Below are 23,213 nucleotides of genomic sequence, written 5' to 3'. Positions count from 1 at the left end.
AAATATTTCCGGTGGTTATAGCGACGGGGTTCCACCTCTTCCCATTCCGAACAGAGAAGTTAAGCCCGCCCGCGCCGATGGTACTGCACACCCGCGGGAGAGTAGGTCGCCGCCATTTTCAAGAGAGCCTGAGTTCTGAAAAGAACACAGGCTCTCTTTTTTTGCGTTATAGTTTGACTGATCAACAACCCATCAACTAATTTACCCGTCTACCAATTTACCCGTCTACCCGTCTACGAATCTATAGAAAATCGGAGAGGATACTCCAGCATCCTCTCCGATGAAACGAAAGCACGTGACGTGCAGGATATGTAAGACGGAGCTACCATCCTTGTTTGCTCCAACCTGCCGCTTGATACCAAGCTGTGTGGCGGAAGGCAATATTGAGGTCGCCTTGTGGGCAGTAGCGGGCAAAAGCGGTGTAGTGGGCTTGTGGAACAAACATAGAGACTCCGCAATAGTGTTCGGCATCGACATCAATGTAGTTGTCGACAAGTGGGCCGGAGAAGAAGCGTGGCGTTGCGCCTTTGTAAACGATGGCGGCATCGAGGGCGGTCTTTACCTCAGCGTAGCCGGTCGGTGAGAGATGGCGACGAAGCACATCGTTCATGTCGAAGTATTCTGGGCGATAGAAGAAGTTACCCACGTAAGGGGCGTAATGTTGTGTGCCGGTCAAGTCCCAATAGTTTGTGGTGCCCGAGGCTGTCAGTGTGGGAGCGGGGAGAGTGGCGGACAAGGCATCGGCCAAGGCTTGCAGGCGGTCGGTACGCAGAATGGAGAGCACGACACCGAAATCATCGGTTTTCTTATCCAGCAATTCTTGATAGTGGGCGACATAAGTTTGTCCCAAACGGCGAATGTCGGAGGCGAAGAGTCCATCGCGTACCAACTTAGTGTACTCGCCCCCGGCGGCAGATATGGCGATGGGAGAAGCCACAAGATAGTCGGCAGCATGACGGAGGTCGTAGGCGGCTTCGACGCACTGCATCAGGCAGCAGTCGAAGAGAATATAGTTCAAATGTACACCGCTTTGCTGAATGGCCTCTGCAAGGCGAGGGATTTCAATCTCATCGGGGCGACCTCCCTGTGCGGCCATATCACGATACATGTTGCCATCAGGTCCGACGTCGACCCCAAAACTGAGTGGACGCTGCGAGGCGATTGACGGAGAGGACGCTGCACCGGATTTGGCAGAAGGCAACCATCCTGTGGCGTGACTCCAGAGCACAAGCCCATAGTCATCGGCCGGAAATCCTTCGCGCATCATCCGAAGCACCTCGGTGAGCGTGGCAGGGTCTGCAGAGTTGAGGTCGGTTGCCCAGCGCTTAATCAGTTTAGGGGTGGTGTAGCCGTGAGCCAGTTCGTAAAGGCGAGGTGGCCGATTGTCATCGATGAAGAGGAGAAGGCGCTCTCCGGGTTTCATATAGCGCATGCCCTTAACCATCTCAAGGCTGTCTTGGACGTGCATTTGGAGCGTGCCGAGCGAATTTTGAGCCGCTTGGTAAACGAGCACGGTGCGAGAAGGGCCCTCCGGCAGGGGGTGGTCTTCTGCATCTCGACAAGAGGAGAACAACGGCCCAACAGCCAAAAGGCTCGAAAGAAGGAAGGGGGAGATTTTTGTCATAGTGAAGTTAGTGTGTGTCCAAAGAAGGATTTTTAGCAAAAGTGATGAGCACTTCGTGATAGCCGAGATTGGTGAAAATTTTGGAGAACTGCTCTTTGGCATTTTGTTGTGCTTGTTGCAGATGCTCCGGCGTGAGGATGCGTTGCTTCATCGCTTTTTTCGCCTGCAGGTAGAGTTTTTGCTTATCAGCAGCTGTCCAGCTGCCTTCTTCAAAGAAAGTGGTGGTGCGAGCTTCATCGATGAAGTCTTCATCAAGCAGTTCGATTGGAGGCAACTGCAAAATGGCGGTCGTGCTGTCGGCACGGAACCAATCTGCCGACGCGTGGTGGAGATTGATGCCCAAGCGTAGGGTGCCGCGATAGATGCAGACAAGGTGGTCATCGTGGAGAATACCGGTGCGGTGGAGCTCGACCATCTCTTCAGTGGCCGCTGAAAGCAACTCCCATTGCCCGATGTCGCGGATTTGGCGCACCTCCTCTGGAGTGGTTTCAATAGCGGTGGTGCGTTCTACGGACAGCAAAGGAGTATCGGTAGAGGAGGTGCTTTTCAGCCAAAGTACGCCCACGCCAATTCCCGACAGAGCGAGAAGGCAGAGTGAGAGTTTCCAATGGCGGAACCACCAACGTAAAAAGCGCCACCAACGATTAGGGCGTGAAGTTTCTTTTGGTTGCACATCGGGAACAGAAGGAGGAGAGAGCGTTGTCATAACTTAGGAAGAGGGGTGATGAGGTGGTGCAGCGCAGCATCATCGTAGTCGCGCCGGAAACGGAGAACAATTTGACTTTCACGAAAGCCCATTTTGCGGAACAGAGGCACGAGGGTGCGGGTGGCACTCTCGCGTGCTGCTGCCACGATACCATAATTGTTGAGGTGGCGCAGAATGCTGTCTTGTCCTTGTTGAGCCAAGCGGTTGATTTCCTCATCTGAGAAGGAAGAGCGCCCGATGGAGACGTATTCGCGCACTTTGGTGTGGTCAATCTTCGAAGCAGTCACTTCAATACCGGGGTCGGGGAGGGTGACGATAAGAAAAGAGTCGGTGCGGTGAACATTGACGGCAGAGAAGCGGGTAAAATCAATGTAGGCTTTGAGCGTGACGTCAATCGGTACGGCAATCTTCCGGTAGCCGGGCAGGGAGAAGTTGAACAACTTTCCGCCCACACGCGCTTTCTCATCCTTTATCACCACCTTGTGCACTTGACATTGGGAGGTGTAAAGTCGGTTTTGTCGCCGCACTTGCAGCACGAGGTTCTGCATTTGTTCTTGTAGTGTCGAGACCGATGTGTGCTGTTCTTTTGGGGTCTCCTCCGAAGTCTCGGCAGGAGCGGATGGCGTGCAGGCCATGGGGAGCAAAAAGAGGAGCGTGCCGCCCAAAAGATATAGAAAGGTGGATATTTTGCGCATAGCGTGAAAGTTGCGTGAAGAATGTATCAACTTAAAGCGCAAAAATAGTGATTTATTCTCGTTTATCCTTGTTCTCTTGTATTTTATTTGTAACTTCGCTTGCGTTTTTTATCAGCTACGATTTGCAGGCGTCTTCTTGCCTCGGGCAGCGCAAGGTCTATGCTTTGTTGAGCCATACTCGGTAGGATAGAGTAAAAAAACGCCCGATTTACTAAAAGACTCATTTATGACACGTTTTCTCCTTCCACTTTATATTGGGGCAGCGCTCAGCCTCCTCATCGCTTGTGACAACAAATCAAACTCTCCGGCTTCGAAGGTCGATAGTACAGAAGTTCCACTAGCCGTCGAGCAAGGACCGGGCCGTGATGATGCCCGCCACCTCACGGCCGAAGCCGAATATGGCGGACATCGCTACACCTTCGACCTCTACAAAACACCGGCCGACTCTCTGCCACCGGTCAAAGATCGATATGGCGACCCCTATCTCGATAATCGGGTGAAAGTGGTCATCCTGCGCGATGGAGAAGCCCTCTGTACGCGTACTTTCAGCAAAGCCGATTTCTCGGAGGTGCTGGATGCCAATGAGAGCAAAAACTTGATTTTGGGCGGTATGGCTTTTAGTGCTGTGAGAGGCGAAGGTTTCCAGTTTGGTGCTCAGCTCAATGGACCCGGTGATGAGGAGGGAGGATTGGCCTTCTTGCTCACCCTTCCGCTGAATGGGCAAGGCAGTCCGCGCATTGTCAAAGACCCCAATCAAGACACTTCTTCCGATGATAGCATGGATTGATTTGGACAGCCCTTCTCTTCCACGAGAGGGGCTTTCTTGTGCCCTTTGCATTGCGTTTTTGTACGTTGCGAGATGAAATCTGTCCCAACACTCTCTTTGTCATGTTCTGGATACATTCCTAACAAGTATAAAGGAGGATGTTTTAGTCGATATTTTTATATAATTGGTCGATATGGTGAATCTGCTGCCTGAAATTGCGGATAGAAAATGCAGAAAGACGTTGTGTAAAAATAGAATTTTTCGTATCTTTGCAGTAAGAAAATAGAGTCGCAGCCTTGCCGGACGCAAAGAAATTTCCAGATTGGGATGAACTTGCTGCCTCCTTTTACCTCTCACAAAAAACTACCCTTTACTTCTCAGTAAAAACGTACCCCTATGAACGAAGGAAAACGTAAACAAGCATCGGACAGACTGTTGTTTGCACGTGCTAAAGATTTGATGGAGAGCCACCAAGTTTTTCTTGAACCCGACTTGACCCTCAACAAAATGGCCGATCGTTTAGAGCGCAGCCGCACCAGTTTGTCGAGTGTCATCAATCGCGAAACCGGAAAAAACTTCAGTGTGTGGTTGGCTGAATATCGCATCAATTACTTTGTAGAAAATTATCTCAAAGAACAAGGCGGTAAGGGAAAGATAGAATATGCACGCTATGGCTTTGCCTCCCGATCCTCTTTCTACCGCTTGTTCCAAAACTTCTTCAACTGCTCTCCCCATGAGTATTTCAATCGGAAGTCGGCTGAGGAAGAAGAAGTCGGTTAGAAATATCGACAAACGCACAGTCGACCTACAAAAATCGTTGAAGAACAACCCCCTCAATCCCATTTGAGAGGGTTGTTCTTGTTTGTTTGGGCAAAAGGTCGTACCTTTGTTCTGTGCTCGCACGCCCCCATATTCAGGAGGGTGTGCGCTTCTTCTTTTTCTCTCCTCCATGTCTGATTCTCCCATCTCCTTGCGCCGCGGTTTGCGCGCCATCAGCCCCATCTTTGTCGTCATCGGCCTTTTCTTAGGCCTGAGCTTGGCTTGGGGCAACTTCTACAAAGTTCCGCTCATCATCGTGTTTGTCGCAGCTGCAGCCTATGCGCTCCTCATCACACAGCGCCCCTCCACCTCCCCTTCCACCGCATCGTCCGCTCCGCCCCCTCGACTCACCATTGCCGAGCGGGTGGGTATCTTCAGCCGAGGAGCCGGCGAAAAGAATTTGATGATGATGTTGTGGATTTTCATCTTGGCCGGAGCCTTTGCCGAAACCGCTCAACAAATGGGAGCCATCAAGGCCACGGTCAATCTCACCCTGACCCTCCTGCCTGCCTCAATGCTGCTCCCCGGCCTTTTCCTGGCAGCCTGCTTCGTGTCGCTCAGCATCGGTACGAGTGTCGGCACCATTGTCGCTCTTGTACCTGTGGCCACAGGGTTGGCTTCCCCCTCGGGCATAGCACTCCCTCTGCTGGTCGCTTCGGTGGTGGGAGGGGCTTTCTTTGGCGACAATCTCTCCTTTATCTCCGACACCACCATTGTCGCCACTCGTTCGCAGGGCGTCAAACTCAGTGCCAAGTTTCGGGCCAACTTTCAGATTGCTCTGCCGGCTGCCCTCGTCTGTTTCTGCCTCTATGTCGTGCTGGGGCATGGCGTGGCCCAAATCCCCGATGTCCCGGCAGTGGCGCTTTGGAAAGTGCTGCCCTATGTCGCGGTGCTGGTGGTCGCCATTGCCGGACTTGATGTGATGGCGGTGCTCCTCTTGGGCAACCTTTTGGCGGGCATTGTCGGTTTGAGTTGCGGCAGTTTTGACGTTGCCGCATGGTTTGGCGCGATGGCCAAAGGCGTGAGCAACATGACCGACACCATCCTGGTCGCCCTCCTCGCCGGCGGACTGCTGGAAGTCATCCGCTACAATGGGGGCATTGATTTCATCATCCAGCGGCTCACCCGCCATGTGCGCGGCAAGCGCGGTGCCGAAGCCGCCATTTCGGCTTTGGTGTCGCTCATCAACTGCGTGACGGCCAACAACACCGTTGCCATCCTTAGTGTGGGAAAAATATCGAACGACATCGCCGACCAATATGGGGTAAACAAGTGCAAGAGTGCCTCCCTGCTCGACACCTTCTCTTGCGTAGTGCAGGGATTGTTGCCCTATGGTGCACAGATGCTCATTGCTGCCGGACTGGCTGAAATCAGTCCTATCGAAATCCTGCCTTACCTCTATTATAATATGGTGTTGGGCATCATTGCCACCGCCGGCATTTTGCTGCGTTTTCCGCGAAAGTACAGTTGAGAATCGGCGACAAGAGATGACCGATGTGCACAAATATCAGTTTTTTGCTACTTTTTTCAGCACGAACAATCCTCCCTTGCAAAGTTTTTCGTAAATTTGCCCCTATAAAACAATCCACAAAATCCAATAAATACACATCACTATTATGACTATCGACGCTTGTAATTTCGCAGGTAAGAAGGCTATCGTCCGCGTAGACTTCAATGTGCCCCTCAACGAAGAAGGAAAAATCACCGACGACACCCGCATCCGCGGCGCCCTCCCCACCCTCAAAAAGATTCTTGCCGATGGCGGCGCTCTCATCATCATGAGCCACATGGGCAAGCCCAAAGGCAAAGTCAACCCCAAGCTCTCCCTCGGTCAAATCAAGGAGGCCGTAGCCGCAGCGCTCGAAGCTCCCGTAACCTTTGCCCCCGACTGCGCCAAAGCACAAGAAGCTGCTGCAGCCCTCAAGCCCGGCGAAGTGTTGCTGCTCGAAAATCTCCGTTTCTATCCCGAAGAGGAAGGCAAGCCTGTGGGCATCGACAAGGCCGACCCCGCCTATGATGCTGCGAAGAAAGCCATGAAGGAAAGCCAGAAGGAGTTTGCCAAGACCCTCGCTTCCTATGCCGACTGCTACGTGATGGATGCCTTCGGCACCGCTCACCGCAAGCACGCCTCCACCGCTGTCATTGCCGACTACTTCGATGCCGACCACAAGATGCTCGGCTACCTCATGGAGAAAGAAGTGCAAGCCGTCGACAACATCCTCAACAACATCAAGCGCCCCTTCACCGCCATTATGGGGGGCTCTAAGGTGTCGACCAAAATCGGCATCATCGAAAACCTCATGGACAAGGTGGACAACCTCATCCTCTGCGGCGGCATGACCTACACCTTTGCGCGTGCGCTCGGTGGCAACGTGGGGCAATCCATCTGTGAAGAAGACAAGCTCGACCTGGCCCTTTCCATCATTGAGAAAGCCAAGGCCAAGGGCGTCAACCTCGTGCTCGGCACCGACTGTGTGGCCGGCGACGACTTCAAGAACGATTGCAACACGCAAATTCTCCCCGTAGGCGAAATTCCCGCAGGCTGGGAAGGTCTCGATGCCGGTCCCGAAAGCCGCAAGGCATTTGCCGCTGCCATCGAAAACGCAAAGACCATCCTCTGGAACGGTCCTGCCGGTGTGTTCGAATTCGACAACTTCGATGGTGGCAGCCGTGCCATCGCCGAGGCCATTGCCGTCGCCACGAAAAACGGTGCCTTCTCCCTCATCGGTGGTGGCGACTCTGTGGCCTGCATCAACAAGTTTGGCATGGCCGACCAAGTGTCCTACATCTCCACCGGTGGTGGTGCCCTCCTCGAAGCCATCGAAGGCAAAGTGCTCCCCGGCGTAGCGGCCATCAAGGGCTGATCGCCACTTCCTTTTTTTTAGACAACTCAACCATTCAAGTTATAGAGTGCGTGCAGCCCGAGCCGCGCGGCTCTATAACTTTTGTTTTTTTCTAAGTAGGTGTTCAAGGTAGAGAACAGCCTACGACAAAGATAGCAACGATTAATTTTGAACACTTACTTCAGAGACCTATTGATGAAACCTCGCTCGCATTGTTTTCCCCTCCTTTTGTTGTGTCTCACCTTGCTGATCAGTTGCACCTCGCGCCCGCAGTCGTCCGGGAGCGCGCCCACACAGCTCGACGACAGTCTGGCGTTGCGCATCGCCTGCCTGCCCACGATGGCTTGCCTGCCCTTCTACTATGCAGCCGATAGCGGCCTGGCCGACTCGCTGGGTCTTCCCCTCGTGGTCAGAACCTATACCGCCCAGTTTGATGCCGACACTGCATTGATGGGGCGCACTGTCGATGCCGGTGTGGCCGATGCTGCCCGACTGGATCACTATCGCACACAAGGTCGCCTCACCTCCCTGCACCGCATCCTTCCCCTTCAAGAGCGTTGGAGTCTGGTGGCCAATGCCCGCCGCCGCATCACCAATCTGACGAAGCTCAAAGGGCGCACAGTGGCCATCGCCCGCTACTCTGCCTCCGACCGCTACTTGACCCACCTCCGCGACAGTCTTCGCTTCAAAGACGACGACATCTTTACACCGCAGATCAACAACTATCGTCTGCGCTTGCAGATGCTCGACAATGAGCAGGTCGATGCCACTTTTCTCCCCGAGCCATACGCTGCCCTTGCCCTCCGGTCGGGTCATACACTCCTCTCCATGGCCTCTGCTCAGCGCTATCCCGTGGCGCTCTATGCCACCGCCCGCGCGCAGAAAGACAAGCGTAAAGCAACTCAGTTGCGACGTCTGGTTCGTGTCTACAATGAAGCCATCCGACGGCTCAACGGCAAGACCAATCCCCTGCGCGACAGCTTGCTCATTCATAAGTATCAAATTCCGCCCGAGAGCCTTTCCCAACTTCACTTTCCGACCTACACCTCCGTCCGATAATCTTTGTTCTCCCCGTTCTCTCTGCCCATGAATTCCGCTGCCTATCTCACCCTGCGCGATGATGCCCGCACCGCCCTGCGCGAACACCGCCTGCTCGATGCCCTCTCGGCCATTGAGGGGCAACTTTCCTATGCCGGTTGTCAAGCGTTGCGGCAAGACATTGCTGCCCTGCGGCAAGACTACACGATGTTGCTCAACTATCTGCACCAAGGAGCAACCGATGCCACGCGCCACGCCCAGCATCTCCACTTCCTCCGCCGTGCCTACGAGATGGCCGAGCGCATCCATCGCGACTACCTCTTCTCGCAGTCCGGATTGCATCGTGCCGAATTGTGGAGCAAGTTGCAGCAAGGGGAAATAGCGCCACAGCTCGCCGTTGTGCTCCAAAGCGGGACTTCCTTCCGTCTGCTGTTTGAAGTCGTCTGGACCGGTCCCGCCTGGGGCAAAGACGAGGTCGGCCTCGCTTCGGCCTATCTTGCCGCCCCTCATGCCCCTTACCTCAAAGCCTCTCTCCTGGCTGCGGTGACGCTCAGCCTGTTCAGTTCCTACGATGCCCGGCGGATGGACTTCCTGCTCGACACCCTGGCTGCAGTCGACGATGCTTTCCTCTACGACCGCGCTTTGGTGGGTGTTGTGCTTGCCCTCGTCCGCCATGCCGAGGTGATGCCCTTCTTTCCCGAACAAGTGCGGCGCATCCACGCTTTCGTCGCTCGGCAGGAGCGGTTTGTACGCCGATTGCGGCGTTTGCAAAAGTTTCTTTTGGCCATCCTCGAAACGCCCACCGTCACCAAAAACCTCGAAGAGGAAGTGCTCTCTCTGATTATCGATACGACCACCAAAACTCCCCCCTCGGCCTTGGGGGACGATGAGGTGCGCTTTCCCGACGAGGAAAGCCCCGAAACTGCCGAGTCCCAACAGCGTCTCTTGGAGCACATGCACCGCTATCTCCACTTCCACCGCATGGGCATGGACATGGGCTATCGTTCTTTTCAGCACATCATGCGCCGCCTCCCCTTCTTCAACACGGCCGCCCATTGGTTTGCTCCCCTTGCGCCCGAGCACCCCGAAGTGCTCCGCATCGCACCGCCGCAGGACTTCCTCGACCATCTTCTCGCCGCCAACGACTGCACCACCCGTAGTTTTGCGCTGCTCGAACTCTTCCATGCCTCCCACGAGGCCAACACCGAAGCTGGACAGACCCAGGCCGAACAGATACTCTCGCAGATGCAGAAACCGACCGTGAGTGTCGACATCGTCGATGAACAGGGCAATCCCATTGTCCAAAAGGAATCGTCGATGCGCAATTTCGTCATCGACCTCTATCGCTTCTGCCAACTTTTCCCCTATCGCAACGAAAGTGAAAATCCCTTCCGCGCCAACCTCTTCTTGCTCGACAATCCCTATTTGGCTCCGGCCCTCCGAGGAGAGGACTATCTGCAAGAGTTGGCCGAGTTTTGCAGAGACCTGGAAGACACTCCCCATGCCTACGAACTCTATAGCCGACTGCCCCAAACGCCGGAATGCTTGCGCCATTTGGGCGACTGCTGCTACAAGATGAAGCGCTGGGAAGAGGCTGCCCGGCACTATGACCACTATCTCTTGTCCAAAGGCGAAGACGAGGAGGTGCTGCAGTGTTTGGCCAATTGCCACTTTTACTTGAAACACTACGAAGATGCCCTTGTCCACCTCATCCATCTGGAGGCAATCACTCCTGAAGACTACGATGTGTTGCAGCAAACCGCGATTTGCTTCATGTATCTTGAACTCTTCAACGATGCCTTGCCGCGCCTGCAAAGGATGCTCTACGACAGTCCCGACGACCTGCAGGCACACCGCCTGTGTGCTTGGTGTCTCATGATGCTCCATCGCTTCGACGATGCTGCGCGCCACTATGATCACCTTCTGGCGCATGAACCGACAGCCAACGACTTCTACAATGCCGGCCACAACGCTTGGCTTTCGGCCGATGTCCCCACTGCGGTTGTCCTCTATTCGGAGTGCCTCAAAGCCCGCAACCTCCACTTTGCCCCTCACGACTTCTTCGAGGAAGACCGCAGCGACCTCATCACCTTAGGGCTCTCTGCACAGGATTTCCGTCTGATGATCGACCTCCTCAATCACAATCGATAGTGTCAGAGTAGAGAACATCCTACGACTAAAATAGCTACGATTCATTTTGAAGACCTAATCAAGAAGACCTATCTTACTCTTATATAGACATCTCGCCGGCGTTTTCAGCCACATTGCCCCGATTTTAACACGACTTTAACATCTTGGGCCTGCATCGAAGAGGGGGGACTGCGCTTTGCGCTCTCCTTTGCAGGGGTAGCACGAACACTTTTCTCAGTGCTATCCCGATTTACCTCAGAGGTAGTTTCGTCTACCTCTGAGGTAATTTGATTTAGCTCAGAGATAGATGTTCAAAGGTGAGAGGGAGTGCCCACTTGTTTTTGCTCGCGCGCGTACGTGCGTGCGCATCACTACACTATCTGCCTGTTTTTTGCCTTCACTGCCTTCACCGAGGGGCGGTCGTTCGTGGCGGTAGAGTGGGGGAGTGCGGCCTGTTTTCGCCCACTCCCATCCTCTGCTCCTCGCGAGGCCGAAGATAGGGTGGGGGCGTGAAGGTTGGTGAAGGCAGGGCGATGGATTGCCTTCACCCATAACTGCTTGTTTTTCTGAATACTATACCTTCCGGTGAAGGAGTGAAGGCAAAAAACACGTGCTATTGTAGAGTATACGCGCGCGAGGGAAGTCGGCATTCCGAAGTGTCCAATCAAAACGTTTGTATTGTTGATGCCTGTCACTGAAAGCGACACCTTTGAATAGCCCCACGTTCTCGTGGGGTTGAGGTATATCCGTGATTGCGCTGACTGAAGGTCAGCCCTATTTCGCTTTGATGACGTGCATAAGTAGGGGGAATTCGAACACAAAAGGTGACATCGGGCCGGCCTTCAGTCAGCTTCTCTTACACCCTCCCCACCTCGGGAGAACCCGAGATTATGCAAAGGTGTCGCCTTCAACGACTCCCAATAATCGTGGGCGAGGTGGACCGGAGGACGACGAACCTACGGAACGTCCAATGTGGAAAGAAACGCCCCCGAAGAGGACGAAAATCGATGTGCCAAGCGCTTTGAAGCAAGGGCGAATATCGGTCTCTCGCGCCCCACCTCATCCCACTCCTCGATGGACACGCTCAAAAAAGAAAAGGGTTTGCATGAAAAATGCCATCTTTTCATGCTAAGAAGCCGACAAAACGTTGCGAAAAAACCGGCAAAGTAGGCTTTGTTTGCGATTTCGGTATTTATAGATTTGTATTGTTAAAACAAGGTGGCAAAAAGACCAATTCCTGAGAAATAAAAGTTAAAAGTAGCACTTTGTAATCAAAATTCTTTCATAAATGTGTGGCAGACGCCCGAATAAGCACTATATTCGCAAATGAGCACCTTTTTCTACGGTTATGTAGGCAAAGCAGGAGGTAAAAATAACAATTTGATAGTTTATGAACAGCTTTGCTTGACAAACACACATTGTGCTCTACGAAAACCATCCTAAACAATCCTAATAGGTAGAAGATATGAACAAAAAGTTAGCAATCCTTAGTGCAGCGTTTCTGATGACCGCTGCTGCCACCGCCCAAACGGCGGTGAAGGGCCACGTTGCCGACAAAGATGGCGAACCTGTTGTTGGTGCAGCTGTCAAAGCGGGTAATAAGGTGGTCGCCATCACTGACAACAAGGGTGATTTCAGTATCGCACATTTGCCGGCCGGCACAAAGACGGTGACGATTTCCTACATCGGTATGGAAACGCAATCGGTGAGCGTATCCGGCGCAATGAACGTTGTGCTGGCCGACAGTGACTCTGCACTGGGTGAAGCTGTAGTCATGAGCTACGGTTCGGGGCAGAAACTCGGTTCGGTGACGGGTTCGGTGGCGGCTGTGTCGTCCGACGAAATCAAGAACCGCCCGGTGGCCAACGTCAACGACGCCTTGCAGGGTAAGGTGACGGGTGTACAAGTCTATACTTCTTCGGGTGAACCTTCTTCGGCTTCCAGCATCACTGTGCGTGGTGTCGGGACGCTTTCCGGAAGTTCCGAACCGCTCTACATCTTGGATGGTGTAGCCGTCAATGCCACCACCGTTCTTTCCATCAGTCCTAACGATATTGCCAGTGTTTCGGTGCTTAAAGATGCATCGGCTACCTCTATCTATGGTTCGCGTGCTGCCAATGGTGTGCTGATTTATACCACCAAAAAAGGCCGTCGCGGTGAACAAGGTCACTTGTCGGTAGATGCTTCTTATGGCGTTTCCAACTTGGCCAGCACCAAGATGTGGGACAATATGATGAGCACAAATGAGTTGCTTGACTTTTGGAAGCAATATCATTTGGTCTCTGATGCCAATATTGAGTCCCTACGTGCGAATTTTGGTCAGAACAATACAGAGTGGCGTAAATACTTCTATAAAGAAAATCGTAAAACCTACCAGGCCAACCTTTCTTACTCGGGAGGTACGGACAAGACGGACTACTATGTCGCTTTCGGTCTGCACAACCAAGAAGGCTTGGCCTATCGCTCAAAGTATGATCGCTATTCGGGTAAGGTGAACCTGAACACGGAAATCAATGATTGGCTGCGTGCCGGGGTGAATGTGGCTCTTTCTTTGGAAGATAGAAAAACCAACCCCTATAGTGGCGGAAGTCTTGTGACGGGTCTTGGCTATATGTGGCCGAGATTCTATACGCCTTATGATAAGGACGGCAACGAATATTTCGATAAGAATATTCCCGGTCTTAACATTCCGAGCTTCTCCTACCTTAAGCAAACCCTCCCCATGTACAACAATAAAGTGCAGGTAATGGGAATGAGTTATTTTGAATTGACACCCATCAAGGGCTTGAAACTCAAAACGCAGAACTCCGTTGATGCTTTCGATCAGAATGCCGGATCTTATCGCTTGCCCAGTTATAGAGAAACTCCAGGCAATGGTTCGATGTTGGAGCAACGCGTCCGCAGATACCAATGGCAGAGCACCAATACTGCAGAATACCAATGGACGAGAGGCTTGAACTCTTACACCGCCCTTGTGGGACAGGAGTGGATTCAGTATAACTACAACACCTTAAAAGCATCTGTGGAAGGGCTTGCAGACGATCGTCTCATGCAACTGCAAAACGGAACAGGTGCGAAGACGATGGAGTCAGGAGATGAAAAATATGCTTACAACTCCTTCTTCGGTCGTTTCAGCTACGACTATGCGAGCCGCTATTTTGCCGATGCCACTTTGCGTAACGACGAAACGTCACTCCTCGCACCGGGTCACCGCAAGGGTACTTTCTTCTCTTTGGGTGGTCGTTGGAAGATGCGCGAAGAGAACTTCTTAAAGGGCGTAAACTGGCTCAATAAACTCGACTTACGTGCCAGCTATGGTACGCAGGGGCGTTCGGCTATTGATCCCTATCAATGGATGTTCTTGGCCGGTGCTACGAGATATCAAGAGAAGGCAGGTTTGGGCATCTCTTCTGTAGGTAACTACAACCTGGGATGGGAGAAACAGAAGCAATTCTCCGTAGGTGCAGAATTGACCGCCTTTGATTCCCGCCTCACGGCAAGTGCAGAGTTTTATGTGAAGGACAATACCGACCTGCACATGAATGTGCCTTATCCCTCCACATCCGGTGTGACGGAGATTTTGAAGAATACTGCCTCTCTGCGCAATACCGGTGTCGAGTTGATGGTGGCTTATGAACTCTTTGACCGTAAGAGCGATTTCTCTGTAGAGCCTTACGTCAACTTGGCTTACAATAAGCAGGAGGTGACCAAACTCTTCGATGGCGCAAAAGCCGGTGGTAAGTATTGGGCAGTAGAGAATCAACTTTTAACTTGGATTGTGGGTCAGCCTGTCCAATTCTATGCCCCCATATGGGCGGGTGTGAACAAAAAAACGGGAGCACCACAATGGTATCTCCCGGGTGATGATATGACCAAAACCACGAAAGATCCTTCGCGTGTCACTTCTGACTATAGTTTGGCACTGTCACAAGCTACGGGTAAGAACAGGAACCCCGACTGGACGGGTGGCTTCGGCGTACGTGCCGGTTGGAAGGGCTTCAGCCTGGTGGCCGATTTCTCTTTCCAACTCAATAAGTATTTGGTCAACAACGATGCTATCTATACACACAACATCCACAGATTCGCAGGTTACAACCAATCCAAAGACCTCATTGGCAATCTTTGGACAGTAGATAACCCCAATGCGGCCTACCCCAGCAAAAACTACCACACCATGGAGTTTGACACGCGCGTGTTGGAAAATGCTTCATTCATGCGTTTAAAGAATATCACGCTGAGTTATATGTTGCCCAAGAGCGTATTGGGTAAGACGCGCGTTCTTTCGTCTGCCAGTGTTTTCGTGACGGGACGTAACTTGATCACGGTGACGAACTACACGGGACAAGATCCAGAAGTTAACGCCAATTTGACTTATGGTGGCAACCCCAACACTAAGCAAGTCTCAGTGGGTGTGAACTTGACATTCTAACTCCTAAAAAAGAAAGTAATATGAAACTGCAATATCTTCTTCTCGGGTTGGCTTTTACCGGGGCACTCACCTCGTGTGAAATGGACTTTACCAACCCTAATGGCTTGGGACTCAACGAGAGTCTGCAAACGGCCAATGACATGCAAAAATGGGTAGATGGTGCCTACGCTCAGCTTCGTGGACGTTCCTATGGAGCTTATGTGACCAATACCGATGTGCAGACCGAACACTTCAACTCTACCCAGAATGAAGGAAACCGTAATGGTGAACTGCACGGTTGGATGGCCAACTCTTCTACAGACCAAATTGATGACACTTGGGGAGGTTACTATACCATGCTCAAGAACATCAATAACATCATTGAGAAAGCGCCAAATGTCAAGGCTGAGAAAGAGGCTGACAAAAAAGTAGTCAATATCGGTTTGGGTGAAGTTTACGCCATTCGTGCTTACAGCTACTACCAGCTCGTCAACCTCTACGCCAAGGCTTACTATAATGAGGCTACGGGAACGGCTGATGCTGCTTCGCTGGGTGTTCCCCTCCATTTGAAGTTTGACGTAGAAGAACGCTTGCCGCGTAACACGGTGAAAGAGGTGTACGATCAGATTTTGTCCGACCTCAACAAGACCGACTCTCTTTGGGGAGTGGCCGGAGCAACACCCGAGGGACTGTTGGATGACTCTCCCACGCGTTTCACTCCGGAGGCTATCAAGGCTTTCCGCGCCCGCGTGTATCTCTCTATGGGAGAATGGGTCAAGGCACAAGCCGCAGCCGAGAGCGTAATCAATGGGAATGCATATCCTCTTGTCGACAATCGTGCCGACTTTGCTGCGATGTGGAAAGATGATGCTTGCTCCGAAATCATTATGCATCTCTATATTGACCAAAATGAGACGCCCAATGAGAATAGTCTTTACTTAGGAGGTTATCAACCTTCAACGAAGGCTTATCTTCCCGACTATCTTCCCACGAAGGGGCTGTTGGATCTCTATGACCCTGGTGACTATCGTAAGGATGTTTACTTCCTGCAACACAAGTTTATTTTCGCTTCGATAGTTAAGAACAATCTTTACGGCTTCAACAAGTATCCGTACACAAAGAAATTTTCTTCGTCGGGTAACTTTGCTCACTCGCCCATCCTTTTCCGTACAGCTGAGGTTTATTTGATTGCTGCTGAGGCGGCAGCTCGTCAAGGTAATCTGGCGGTCGGTCTCAACCACCTCAATGCATTGCGCAAAGCACGTGGTTTGGCAAACGTAGCACCTGCTACTGCAGATGACTTGCTCGCAGAAGTAAAGTTGGAACGTACACGTGAACTCGTGGGTGAAGGTTTCCACTTCTACGATCTTAAGCGTTGGCATCAAGGTATGGACCGCAAAGCACAAGGCGTACAAGATGAACTTCCCTTGAACCCAAGTTTTACGAATATTCAAGTACAAGCTGGCGACAATCGTTTCGTATGGGGTATTCCTTCTAAGGATATCAACCTCAATAAAGAATTGAAGCAAAACGAAGGTTGGTAATCTCTCTTTGAGAATCCTCAAATTGCTATCACTCAATAGTGCCAAGACTTTCCGAAGTCTTGGCACTACTTGTTTTTACTCTGGGTTTGTTGGGCTGTGCCCTCCTCAACTGGCGGCATTCAGAGAAGTCCCGGACGAGAACCGCCATGCGACATTGCACCGTGATGGGTCGTCTCGCCCTTGTGGAGACGTCCGTGACGACATACGCAACCATAGAGGCTCCTCTCCGAGGCTGGAAATCACATGTCTACTGGTGTTTTTTTGTATTTTAGAGAATTGAAACGCAGTTTTCGTTTGTGAACAATCTTACTGTTGCATATTTTTTGCGATATACCTGTGAATATGAAGAGGCGTTGTTGTTGATAAATGAAGGAAAGGAGAAAGGCGTCTATGAAATCTCTGAATATGCGTTCATTGTGTCTTTGATTTGAGGAAAAATCTATCTTTTGTAAATATCTGGTGGGTGTGTGGTTGTGTATGGAATTTCATGTTTCGTTCTGCTATCTTTGAATGTCAAAATTGAATGATATTGATGGTTTCGTGTTAAAAAATAGCCCTTGGTGCAATTTTTCATAACAAAACTACGGTTTGTTTGGGTTGAAACCTTAAATTTGCAATAGTTCCATCTGGAAAAGTGGTAAAATTGTGAATTTAAGTAGGCATGACCCTAATGGGATGATTTCGTCCGCTTTTGTTCCACGCAATTGTGACTTTTCCTAATCTGGAGAAAAAGGCAATTAAACAGAACCGAAATAACAGTAGAATTATGAAGAAAAAGTTAGTACTCCTTAGTGCCGCACTCTTAGCGGCCGGCACGATGGCAGCGCAGACTGTGGTCAAAGGTCGCGTGTTGGACCAGTCGGGTAATCCGGTGGCCGGTGCCTCTGTCAAAGCCAACGGAAAAGTCGTTGCACTGACCGACAATGATGGTAACTTCTCCATTTCTAAACTTCCTGCTGGTGTGAAGCGCGTTTCGATTGGCTATGTGGGCATGAACGTGCAGACGGTAGACGTGAGCAGCAACATGAACGTGACGCTCACCGAAGCAAACACCGATCTGGACGAAGTGATGGTCGTGGCCTATGGTACGACCAAAAAATCAGCCTTCACCGGTTCTGCAGCCGTCATCAACAGCGAAGGTTTGTCCAAAGCACAAACCTCCGACGTGTCGAAAACCCTCGAAGGAAAAGTGGCCGGTGTAACCATTTCCAACACTTCGGGCACGCCCGGTGCACCCACCACCATCCGTGTGCGTGGTATCGGATCTATCTTCGCCAGCAATGCACCGCTCATCATCGTAGACGGTGCGCCTTACAGTGGCGACTTGAACACCATCAACCCTGCCGATATTGCCAGTTTCTCTATCTTGAAAGACGCTGCTTCGGCTGCCCTCTATGGTGCGCGTGGTGCCAATGGCGTGGTGGTCATCACAACCAAGAGCGCTAAGGTGGGTAAAACCAATGTGGCTGTTGATGCCAAGTGGGGCTCCAACTCACGAGGCGTTCCCGAATATGACGTCATCACCGATGCCGGAGAGTATTACGAAACAATGTATCGTTCGCTCTTTAATCAATCCTATTTCGGAAGTGCCAAAGGCAATGCCACTGCCGCCGCTGCCGCCGCTGCCGGCAACTTGTATGACGCATTGGGCTACAATGCCTACAATGTGCCCAACGATAAAATCGTATTGCCCGGCACCGACCATCCTTACCTCGGTAAGCTCAATCCCGCTGCACTCCTGAAGTATCAAGATGCCGGCTGGAATGATTGGCGTGGTGCACTCTTCAACCCCGCTTTGCGCCAAGAGTACAATGTGAATTTGAGCAGAGGCAATGAGAAAGAACGTATCTACTTCTCTTTCGGCTATTTGGACGACAATGGTTACAACATCAATACCTATTTCAAACGCTACACCACTCGATTGAAGTATGAGGCACAGGTGTACAAGTGGTTGCACTTCTCGAACAATGTGCAGTATACCAACACCAAACGCAACACTGTTCAAGAACTCAGCAACTACTCTAATACCTTCAACTGGACGCGTAACATCCCGGCCATCTATCCCATCTACAAGCACAATGCCGACGGCAGTGTGCAACTCGACCCCTACACCGGCAAGAGAGTATATGATGATGGTACGATCAACACCGATTCGAAAGGCAATGTCATCAACGATGCACGTGCTTACGGCTCCAATATGAACCCCTTGGTGACGCAAAAAGAAGATCTTCGTGAAAATACGGTTGACATCCTCACCAACAACTCGGCTGTAACCCTCACTTTGCCCTACGACTTCGAGGTAAGTTCCAACTTGACTTACGGTAAGGAGTGGGCAGACATCACACACTTCCAATCTCCCTTGCTGGGCGATGCCAAAAGCTTCGGTGGCCGTGTGCGCAAGCAGCGTGGCAGCACCACCACCATCAACTTCAACCAAATCCTGCGCTGGAGCCACGAATTTGAGAACGGACTCGACCTCAACGCCATGGTGGGTCATGAGTCTTACAGCATGGACGATGGGGTGCTGCTTGGCGAGAAAACTGGTTTCTTGACCTATCAGAACCCCGAGTTGTGGCAAGGAACAAAAAATACGGAACTTACTTCCGAAAAGCAGAACTATCGTCTGGAAGGCTACTTCTCGCAACTGACGGCCAACTACAAGAACCGCTACTATGCTTCGGCCAGCTTCCGTCGTGACGCCTCGTCCGTGTTCCATCCTAAACATCGATGGGGAAGTTTCTGGTCGTTTGGTGCATCCTGGCGTGTGAGCGAAGAAGACTTCTATGCACCTTTCAAGCACTACCTATCCAACCTCAAACTCAAAGCCAGCTACGGTCAGCAGGGTAACGACTACCTCCTCTTAGCCAACGGCTATCGCAACTGGCAGCCTTATCAGAATGTCTACAATGTGACGTCCAACGGTTCTGCACTCTCGCTCACCCCTCAATATATGGGCAACGAGAACGTAACGTGGGAAACGAACCACAACTTCAATGTCGGCCTTGAGTTTGCTGTCCTCAGCAATATCATCAGTGGTGAAGTAGAGTTCTTCACACGCAAGACCACTGATATGCTCTTCAATCTGCCCGTACCGTCCAGCACCGGATTCTCGAGTAAGCCTACCAATATCGGCGACATGCGCAATACGGGTGTGGAATTTACGCTGAATGCCAAAATCTTCGATCGTCCCGACTTCTCGTGGAATGTCAATGTCAATGCTACGCACTTCAAGAACGAAATCATTCGTCTGCCGGACGAATACAAAAAAGACGGCTTGATCAACGGCGAACAGCGTTTTGTCGAAGGTCGCAGCATCTACGAATACCACATGGTGAAGACTGCCGGTGTCGACCCCGAAACAGGTATGGCACTCTATTGGCTGAAAGACAAAAAAGAGGATACTGAATACAAGAGGCAGGAATACGATGCCACCAAGGCCGGATTCAGCCGACAGTTTGTGGGCAGTACGCTTCCCGACCTGCAAGGTGGCTTCGGCACAGACCTGAGCTACAAAGGCTTCGACCTCTCCCTGCAATTTGCTTACAGCCTTGGCGGTAAGATTGTCGACTACCAATATGCCAACCTGATGCGTCCGGACAATAACGACCACAACTGGCACCGCGACATCCTCAAAAGCTGGTCGCTGGTCAACAAGAGCGAGACCTTCCTGCCGCGTTTGGAATATAACAACCAGGATCTGAACCAAAGTATTGAGCGATTCCTCACCAACGCTTCTTACCTCTCCTTCCGCAATGTCACTTTGGGATACAATCTGCCACAGAGCGTAATGGATCGTTGGGGCATCTCCGGTATCCGTGTTTATGCGATGGTTGATAACGTTGCCCTTCTCTCGAAACGTAAAGGTTTCGACCCTCGCTACAGCATCAGCGGAAGCAACAGAAATTCGACCTATAGCGCTATCCGCACGATTTCGTTCGGACTCAATGTCAAATTCTAAATTTACAAGCCATTATGAAACTGCATAAATTCCTCCCCGCGTTGGCGCTGCTGGCTTTCACTGCCTGCTCATCGGACTATTTGGACAAAAATGAGACGCCCTACATCACGCAAAAACAGAAGGATGCCCTCACCAGCGACCCCACGGCACTGCCACGTGTCATCAGGGCCGAACTGCAAGCCGTCTATCAGACCTTTCAAATCCAAGACCTCGTGTCGAACACGCGACACGACTACTTCGGCTTGAAATCGGTCAATCTCGCCACCGATCTTATGGGCGAAGATATGGTGCAGACCAAGCACCATCACTTTGGCTTCGATTATAATTTTGAAAACCGCGAGGCCCCTTATGCCCGTACTCGTCTCTTTTGGGCTTTGTTCTACAAAATCATTGCTTCCTCCAACGATTTCATCGTCAAGTATCTGAACGATGACAGCAAAATGACGCCGGAGTTGGCTGTGGTGAAGGCAGAACTGCTCACTCTGCGCGGCTTGTCCTACTACTACCTCGTCAACCTCTATCAGCAGACCTATAAAGGCAATGAAAAAGCCCTCGGTGTGCCCTTGTCGCTGCCCGGCTCGCCCGCACAACTGCCCCGCGCCACGGTCGAAGAAGTCTACAAGCAAATCGTTGAAGACTTGACCTACGGTGTGGAGAATGGGCAATTGACGGACGATCACACCGATGCAGACAAGCGTGTGGCTGCCGCCTTTCTGGCCAAGGCCTATGCCGCTATGGAAGACTGGGCAAATGTAGAAAAGTATGCCTACATTGCCGTCGATGGTGTGTCGGTGGGCTTCCCCAGCAATCTTTGCAAAATCGACAACGACGATGTGCTCTGGGGATATGGTATCAACGATCAGAACACTACCGTCTACGCCTCTTTCTTCTCTCACATAGACACCAGCATCCAAGGCTATGCGGGTGCACTTGGTGTCTACAAGGCCATTCACAACAAACTGTATGATCAAATCTCCGACAACGATGCGCGTAAGGCCTGGTGGAGAAAGAAAGACTTGGCTACGATGAAATTTAAGAGTCCTGCCGACTTCACAGGTGACTATATCTATCTGCGTAGCGCTGATCCCTATCTCCTCTATGTGGAGGCATTGGGCGAACAAGGAAAATTGACTGATGCAGCAGCGGCACTCAAATCTTTCCTTGCTTCTCGCGGAGCCGCCGACCAAGTAGATCAGCACGTGACAGATGTCGCTGATTTTCGTGGATTCCTCCAACTCCAACGCCGCATCGAACTGTGGGGCGAAGGCACCTCTCTCTTCGACCTGAAGCGTTGGAAACTGCCCATCGACCGCACTGTCGAAGGCACGAACCACCGCACGAAAGTGAAAGTCGAAGTCGGCAGCAAGGAACTCGTCTATCAGATTCCGCAGCGCGAAATAGACCAAAACAAGCTTTTGGAACAAAATCCATAATCCGGGTTGCCGCACTTTCTGCTCCCTCTTCTACCTTTGGTGCAGTAAGTCGCGCCGTCCCACTCTCTCCCTCCCTTGAACGCCTCACCGCGTTCAAGGGATTTTTTTGCTAAGTAGGTGTTTAGAATTAATTATCCCAATTCGGGATAAGCAAGGCTTGTTTTTTACCTTAAAATAGTTTCAACAAAAGCCCAAAAAGAGGATTATTTTTCGTGTATTTGTTGTTGATAACCAAACAGATAACAAAAAACAATCCTCTATGAAACTTATCAGCAAAGTTACGGTAATTTATCGTATTGCAGACGATTTCTGCAAAGAATATAAGTTGGAATTGAACAAAAAGGCACTTTCGCTTTCAAATCTCTCTCCAAACATTATCGAAACCATTAACGATATGCTCAAGAACGTGGCACAGATTGTTCATACCCGCCACAGAAGTATCTCAAACTTTATTGTTAACCTTTTGGCAGGAATGGCGGCTTATGCTTTCTACGATACAAAACCCTCTATCAATATGGAGTTTGAGATGGAGGGAGAAGCAGAAGTGAAACAGCTCACACTTTTCTAAAAATATACTTGCGTGAAACAATGAATCTTCCGCCTACAACAAGGTCGAAAGGTTCGTTGAAAGTTATAACCTGAGTAAAAAGGAGGTGATCTTAAACCGAATAGGGGTTCGTAGTGTTCCGAAGATATGGTTCTATAATTCACTAATGACTTCAGATTTCCAAACAAGTCTGCGAGCTTTGTAATCAAAGATACTGACTCTGTGGATATTATTCCTATTCATCTTACATCATGCAATTCCATAAAGTTATTTTTAATGCTCTACCAGCCATACGCCATCTTTTTTTAGATAAACAATTGGTTCCACATCAAATTTAAAACCCTCTATTGGTTTGCGCTCTTCCCAAATGTCAGAAACTTCCTCTTCAGTCGCCTCATATACAGGGTCATACCCCTGCCTTGGAAAATCTTTTAAATATACCGCCGCTTCTTCTAATGGACGAAGTAAAAATCTGCCTTCTGAAGAATTTTCCACAAAGAAACTAAATCCCATAAATCTAACAAGGGTTGTTACACTATAGGCGCTTGAAACCTCTTTTTTCAAAACATATTTATAGCTTATCATTTTATCGTATTGCAAAAAGCCCATCTTCCTCAACCTTTCATACTGATACCTTCTATCAATCAATTCAAACATTTCAGGACTATCCGTTTCATAAAAACAATACTCTTGTGATAGATA

Annotated in this window: 16 protein-coding genes and 1 rRNA gene; 12 read left to right on the top strand and 5 right to left on the bottom strand. The window is 50.8% G+C overall.

Going from position 1 to position 23,213, the window contains the following annotated elements; all coding sequences use genetic code 11:
• The first annotated feature begins 7 nt into the window (after window positions 1–7).
• Window positions 8–118: ribosomal RNA gene (gene rrf / locus H8527_RS09565) — 5S ribosomal RNA — on the top strand.
• Window positions 119–322: 204 nt separating this feature from the next.
• On the opposite strand, the gene H8527_RS09560 is transcribed toward rrf, so the two are convergent.
• The 3 genes from H8527_RS09560 to H8527_RS09550 are packed head-to-tail and all read right to left on the bottom strand — an operon-like array spanning window position 323 to window position 3,025.
• On the bottom strand, window positions 323–1,624 hold the full coding sequence (locus H8527_RS09560; protein WP_187547736.1) for a clostripain-related cysteine peptidase: 1,302 nt from the start codon (window positions 1,622–1,624) through the stop codon (window positions 323–325).
• 7 nt (window positions 1,625–1,631) lie between these two features.
• Window positions 1,632–2,330 (bottom strand): DUF4230 domain-containing protein, encoded by a 699-nt coding sequence (locus H8527_RS09555; RefSeq protein ID WP_187547734.1) that lies wholly within the window; start codon window positions 2,328–2,330, stop codon window positions 1,632–1,634.
• Window positions 2,327–3,025, bottom strand: coding sequence for a DUF4230 domain-containing protein (locus H8527_RS09550; RefSeq protein WP_187547732.1), 699 nt, complete (start codon window positions 3,023–3,025; stop codon window positions 2,327–2,329). The genes H8527_RS09555 and H8527_RS09550 overlap by 4 nt, the downstream gene beginning before the upstream one ends.
• A 226-nt stretch (window positions 3,026–3,251) precedes the next feature.
• Here H8527_RS09550 and H8527_RS09545 point away from each other — a divergent pair, with 226 nt between their 5' ends.
• From H8527_RS09545 to H8527_RS09520, 6 genes are all read left to right on the top strand, one after another.
• Window positions 3,252–3,812 carry a DUF4738 domain-containing protein gene (locus H8527_RS09545; protein ID WP_187547730.1) on the top strand — a complete coding sequence of 187 codons (561 nt, stop codon included), beginning with the start codon at window positions 3,252–3,254 and terminating at the stop codon, window positions 3,810–3,812.
• Between the two features lie 375 nt (window positions 3,813–4,187).
• The gene (locus H8527_RS09540; RefSeq protein WP_187547728.1) at window positions 4,188–4,571 is read left to right on the top strand and encodes an AraC family transcriptional regulator; all 384 of its coding nucleotides are present in this window, start codon (window positions 4,188–4,190) and stop codon (window positions 4,569–4,571) included.
• 169 nt (window positions 4,572–4,740) lie between these two features.
• Window positions 4,741–6,081 (top strand): Na+/H+ antiporter NhaC family protein, encoded by a 1,341-nt coding sequence (locus H8527_RS09535; RefSeq protein ID WP_187547726.1) that lies wholly within the window; start codon window positions 4,741–4,743, stop codon window positions 6,079–6,081.
• Window positions 6,082–6,226: 145 nt separating this feature from the next.
• Entirely contained in the window at window positions 6,227–7,474 is a 1,248-nt protein-coding gene (gene pgk / locus H8527_RS09530; protein ID WP_187547724.1) for a phosphoglycerate kinase, read from the top strand.
• A 207-nt stretch (window positions 7,475–7,681) separates the two neighbouring features.
• Window positions 7,682–8,512, top strand: a complete 831-nt coding sequence (locus tag H8527_RS09525) for an ABC transporter substrate-binding protein (protein ID WP_222935147.1) — start codon at window positions 7,682–7,684, stop codon at window positions 8,510–8,512.
• 27 nt (window positions 8,513–8,539) lie between these two features.
• Window positions 8,540–10,642 (top strand): tetratricopeptide repeat protein, encoded by a 2,103-nt coding sequence (locus tag H8527_RS09520; protein ID WP_187547720.1) that lies wholly within the window; start codon window positions 8,540–8,542, stop codon window positions 10,640–10,642.
• 350 nt (window positions 10,643–10,992) lie between these two features.
• Here the strand turns inward: H8527_RS09520 and H8527_RS09515 are convergent, their stop codons facing one another.
• Window positions 10,993–11,169: a hypothetical protein gene (locus tag H8527_RS09515; RefSeq protein ID WP_187547718.1), complete on the bottom strand. Its 177-nt coding sequence runs from the start codon at window positions 11,167–11,169 to the stop codon at window positions 10,993–10,995.
• Window positions 11,170–12,086: 917 nt separating this feature from the next.
• Between H8527_RS09515 and H8527_RS09510 the strand changes: the two genes are divergently transcribed.
• The 5 genes from H8527_RS09510 (at window position 12,087) to H8527_RS09780 (ending at window position 22,532) form a co-directional block, all read left to right on the top strand.
• The gene (locus H8527_RS09510) at window positions 12,087–15,050 is read left to right on the top strand and encodes a SusC/RagA family TonB-linked outer membrane protein (RefSeq protein ID WP_187547716.1); all 2,964 of its coding nucleotides are present in this window, start codon (window positions 12,087–12,089) and stop codon (window positions 15,048–15,050) included.
• A 20-nt stretch (window positions 15,051–15,070) separates the two neighbouring features.
• Complete coding sequence (locus H8527_RS09505; protein WP_187547714.1) at window positions 15,071–16,573, top strand: RagB/SusD family nutrient uptake outer membrane protein; 1,503 nt, start codon at window positions 15,071–15,073, stop codon at window positions 16,571–16,573.
• Window positions 16,574–17,339: 766 nt separating this feature from the next.
• A complete protein-coding gene (locus tag H8527_RS09500; RefSeq protein WP_187547712.1) occupies window positions 17,340–20,531 on the top strand; it encodes a SusC/RagA family TonB-linked outer membrane protein in 3,192 nt (1,063 codons plus the stop codon).
• A 14-nt stretch (window positions 20,532–20,545) separates the two neighbouring features.
• Window positions 20,546–21,964 carry a RagB/SusD family nutrient uptake outer membrane protein gene (locus tag H8527_RS09495; RefSeq protein WP_187547710.1) on the top strand — a complete coding sequence of 473 codons (1,419 nt, stop codon included), beginning with the start codon at window positions 20,546–20,548 and terminating at the stop codon, window positions 21,962–21,964.
• 259 nt (window positions 21,965–22,223) lie between these two features.
• Complete coding sequence (locus H8527_RS09780) at window positions 22,224–22,532, top strand: transposase (protein ID WP_222935146.1); 309 nt, start codon at window positions 22,224–22,226, stop codon at window positions 22,530–22,532.
• A gap of 252 nt (window positions 22,533–22,784) precedes the next feature.
• Here the strand turns inward: H8527_RS09780 and H8527_RS09775 are convergent.
• On the bottom strand, window positions 22,785–23,213 hold a 429-nt coding region (locus H8527_RS09775), incomplete at its 5' end, for a hypothetical protein (protein ID WP_222935148.1).

It is taken from the genome of Alloprevotella sp. Lung230 (genome assembly GCF_014385435.1).
Lineage (GTDB): Bacteria > Bacteroidota > Bacteroidia > Bacteroidales > Bacteroidaceae > Alloprevotella.
Note: the sequence above shows the minus strand (reverse complement) of the source record. Positions and strands in the feature narration are given on the sequence as shown.